The organism is Hallella faecis (assembly GCF_018789675.1).
GTDB lineage: Bacteria > Bacteroidota > Bacteroidia > Bacteroidales > Bacteroidaceae > Prevotella > Prevotella faecis.
This window is the reverse complement of record NZ_JAHKBE010000096.1, coordinates 1-4,167: the sequence shown is the minus strand read 5'-3', so window position 1 is coordinate 4,167 and position 4,167 is coordinate 1. Positions and strand designations below refer to the sequence as shown.

4 protein-coding genes are annotated in these 4,167 nt (G+C 57.4%); all 4 read right to left on the bottom strand.

Features of this window, described 5'->3' with window-relative positions:
* Window positions 1-434, bottom strand: a 434-nt coding sequence (locus tag KM934_RS12405; RefSeq protein ID WP_215760916.1) for an HU family DNA-binding protein, incomplete at its 3' end; no start/stop codon positions are given.
* Window positions 435-1,264: 830 nt separating this feature from the next.
* Window positions 1,265-1,486: a DUF4248 domain-containing protein gene (locus KM934_RS12400; RefSeq protein WP_215760915.1), complete on the bottom strand. Its 222-nt coding sequence runs from the start codon at window positions 1,484-1,486 to the stop codon at window positions 1,265-1,267.
* 265 nt (window positions 1,487-1,751) lie between these two features.
* Entirely contained in the window at window positions 1,752-2,702 is a 951-nt protein-coding gene (locus KM934_RS12395; protein ID WP_215760914.1) for a CHC2 zinc finger domain-containing protein, read from the bottom strand.
* A 401-nt stretch (window positions 2,703-3,103) separates the two neighbouring features.
* A partial coding sequence (locus KM934_RS12390) for a hypothetical protein (protein WP_252345000.1) occupies window positions 3,104-4,167 on the bottom strand: 1,064 nt, incomplete at its 5' end.

The following is a 4,167-nucleotide window of genomic DNA, read 5'->3' as shown; positions in this document are numbered from 1 at the left end:
GTTGGCGCGTTGATGTTGGCCAGCTCCACGCCGCGTATGAGCTCTCCGGTGTAGTGGCCCGTGCGTCCCTGCTTGTGGCTCACGCCCGTTTGCTGGAAGGTGCGCTCGGGGGTCATCACGATGCGCAGGCCGTGTATGTCGTCGGCCACCACGTCGTCGGGACTGTCCTTGGCGCGGGCGCGGAAGCCCACCCGGAGCGACCCCAGGCCGTCGACGTGCACGATCTCGGAGTTGAGCAGGTGGCGGCGTATCACCTCGGCGATCGACCAGAGCACGGCCAACATGTCCGACTGGGTGACGGTCGAGGCGTGCGACACCTCCTCTGCCAACTGCTTGCTGGTTATCGTGCCCGTGGGCACCATCTTGGCGTACCACTTGCCGTAGTTGGGGCTTTGCGGCATGGCTATCTGTGTGGGTTTGAACTTGATGCTCATGGCTTGTTGTTTTATTTAGAACACGTGGCTCTGCGATGTCTTTTTTTTTAGAACACGAATCTCTCGAATCTTACGAATGACGGCTGAGAGAAACGCCTCTGGCGTTTGTTATCTCACGAATGACATGCGAAGCTCCACTTTTTTAGAACACGAATCTCACTCTCGAATGCAGATACACGAAACGCCTCTGGCGTTTGGAATCTCACGAGACCCGGCGTAGCCCCACCGACCAACGGGAGGTAATGACGACCGACCAACGGGTATTTGTGCTGATTGTCATTCGGTAGATTCGCGAGATTCGTGTTCGTCTCCTAAACACCAGAGGTGTTTGCAATCTCACGAATCTCGTGTTCGTCTCCAAAAACACCAGAGGTGTTTGTTGTCTCATAAGACTCGGCGTAGCTTCATCGTCTGATGGGTTGTGTCCTGAAAATTGGGTTTGTTGGGCGTTCTCGGCTCGGCGCCTGTGCGACGTGTGGTTTCGTGTTCCCGTTAATGCCCGTTAACGTGTGCTGCTCTCATTCGAGGCGAGGCGAGAGATGGCGAACGGCGGGCGCTGGAGTCATACGGGTGGCGATGGGCGGCGGTGTGTGGTGGGCTCATAGGGCTGTGGCGTTGGTGGGTTGGTGGGTTTTACATGTGCAAAGGTATAACAAAGGGCGTTGGCAATCATACGTTTCGATACGTTTCTATACGTTTCGATGCGATTTGATACGATTCGATGCGATTGGGGTTCGATTCTGATTCGATGCGATTGGGATTCGATTGGGATTCGATGCGATTCGGGATTCGATTCGGGTTCGATATGATTGCAGCCCTTTGTTATGGTTTTATGGCTCGCCCAAGTGGTCTACGATGAGGGTCACCTCTCGTGGCGAGAGCACCTTGGTGGTCTTGCGGTAGCCCGCGGCATGGAGCGCCGACAGCAAGGGTTGGCAACGGTTTATCCAGGCCATGAGTCGGTTTACCGCCGCGTGCGAGTCGGTTACGTAGGGGAAGTAGAGTAGGGCGAGCTCCTTCTTGGTGTAGGGTCGGATAACAAACTTGTTCATGGTAATGTGTTATAATGTTGAAAAATCTAATGGGCGGTTTTTGGGGGGTAGCGATTGTTCTATGCTTTTGCCCTTTCAGGGCGCATGTAAAACGCTATGGCTACTACCCAGGGTGTCGCTTCGCTTGCCCTGGGCTATGCGCTTATGCCCTTTCAGGGCGCATGTAAAACGCTATGGCTACTACTTCGCTTGCCCTGGGCTATGCGCTTATGCCCTTTCAGGGCGCTTCCATGCGCTTATGCCCATTGGGGGCGCATCTATGCGCTTATGCACCTTCGGGGCGGCTGGGTGTTGAATGCTGAGACATGTAGTAGTCGGCGAAGTCTTTGCAGGTGGGCGGCAGCTGGTGGTGTTCCAACGAGGGCAAGGCAGCCTTTAGCTGCATGAAGAGCCTCTCTCCGGGCGCGTCACGGTCGGGGTACATGTGGAAGGTGGTTTGCCTCTCGGTTGCCAGGTCCGTGAGCAGCTTGGTGTCGGCCCTGCTGAGGAGGGTGGCCGATGGTATGGCTATGGCCTTGTGCCCTGCCGAGAGCATGGCCCAGCAGTCGGAGCAGCCCTCGGTGATGTAGAGCGGCTCGCCTTGTTGGAGCATGGCTGTTACGGGCAGGTTGTAGATGGAGCATCGTGCGCCGTAGGGAAATCGGAAGCGCGGCACGTTGCGGAGGTTGTGGTCGTCGTGCTTGCCCGAGTCGAGGTTTCTGTTCTGCATGCCAATCAGCTTTCCGTTGGCGTCGTAATAGGGAATTTGCAGCCAATGGGTTTGCAGCCTGTCGGTCCATGAGGTGAGTCGGCACCATCGCACGACGGCGGGGCTGAGCCTTCGCTCGTCGAATAGGAAGCGGCGTGCCTCTTGGGAGAGCCAGGGGCGCTCGAAGAAGGGCTCGTAGCGTGTGGCGTCGAATGTGGGCGGCTGGCTCTGGGCGGCCTGCGTGGCGGGTTTCCACTCGGTGAGGATGACGTTGTGGCTGTCGGCGAGCCATCGGCAGGCGTCGGGGAACGATTTGCCGAGGTGTCGCATCACGAGGTCGATGGTGCCGCCGTGTGCGTCGCATGCGAAGCATCGGTAGGTGTTGGAGCGCGTGTTGAACGACAGGCTGGCGTGGTGGTCGTCGTGGAAGGGGCAGAGGCTCTTGTGGCGGCTGACGTGCAGTCCGATGCGCTGGGCCACTCCCTCTATGGGGAGTTGGCGGAGCCGGGTTATTTCGAAATGGTCCATGGTGGTTGTTGTTTTTTGGGTTCATCCGGCATTTGGAGAGATAAATGACACACGTGAGAATTTACGCTCAGACGCGGTCGCTCGGCAAGGAAGAACAACAAATAGTTTTATTTGGCCTCAGACGGCGTAACAACGAATTTCTCGAATTTTCGAATTTTTTCCAAATTGCGTTAGCCAAATTCGTTCAAATTGCTAATCGTAAAACGATTATATCAATTCGTTAATTCGTGCAATTCGTTGTTACCGCGTCTGAGCGTAAAAATTATAGACTTTACTTCCCTACGGTCAGTTGGGGCTTCGCCGAGACTCCAAATATCGGATGATCCGTTTTTTGTTTGTGATGAAAGTGGGCGATGCGCCCTCTCCCCCAGCGTGAGGGGTTGGCACATCGCGCCCTCTCGTTAGGCTTTGCCCGTGAGATACTCAGGGGTCTTGGTGTAGAGTCCGGTCTGTGCGGAGTGGACTATGAACTTGCGGAACACCCATTTGTATATCTGATTCTTCGTGCCCTCTTTTGTCTTTCCGAGCGAGATGCGCAGGGCCTCCAGCTGGGCCTCGTTGAACGAGTTGGGCAGATCGTCGAGCAGGTTCTTCGGTCCGCGTCGTCCCGCCTCGCTTAGGCTGCCCTCGTCCTGTCCGAGCATGTCGGCAAACACCTGCATCTTCGACCAGATGTCGTGGTAGACGAGCCATTCCACGAGCGAAGCCATGGGCTTGGTCCACGTTTGGTTGTTGAGCGCCCAGAGGATGCATCCGGCCTTCCATGCCGATACGAGGGCGCGCTTGGATATGTCCCACAGAATGTCGTCGTCGGCAAGGTCGGCGAGCGAGGCCATGTCGGCGGCGAGCTGGTCGACGAGTCGGTTGAGCTGCTTGATGGTGAACTGCCCCTTGCAGATGGCGAGTCGCGCGAGGAACTCGTCGAGGCGCAGGTAGAAGTCGTCGCCATACTTGCCTTGGCGCGGTATGCGCCCGTCGCGGCCCTGCCGGGGCTTGTAGGAGAACACCATGCGTCCGAAGGTGCCGTTGAAGAGCTCGTTCTTGTAGAACTTGCGCGCGGCGAAGGGTGTGGAGGAGATGGTGATGTTGGCTCTGAGCACGGGGTTGCCCGTCACGCCGTCGGCCGTGGCCCTGAGCGCACCCGCGCGCTGGCGGTCGTAGAGGTTGCGCATCATCTGCGATATTTGCCGGTGGCCTCCGCACACGCGGTCGGCCATCTCCACCTCGGGCATGTTGAGGTATTGTGTGCGCTGTCCGAGCTTCTCGCATCCCATGGCGTTCTGTATGAAGGCCGCGTTGGTTACGTCGGCAGGGGGGAACCAGAACGCCACGTCGGGCCGTGCGGGCTTCTCCTTGTTGGCACTCTTGGTTTTCATCATCTTCTGCCACTCCACGAGCTTGGCCAGCTCTTCGTCGTCGTGGGTGCGGAAGTCGCGGCAAAGGGCTTCCACGATGCTCGACAGTT

Coding starts and splice junctions, on each gene's coding strand:
- KM934_RS12400 (WP_215760915.1), bottom strand. CDS start 1,486: ATGAACAAGTTTGTTATCCGACCCTACACCAAGAAGGAGCTCGCCCTA.
- KM934_RS12395 (WP_215760914.1), bottom strand. CDS start 2,702: ATGGACCATTTCGAAATAACCCGGCTCCGCCAACTCCCCATAGAGGGA.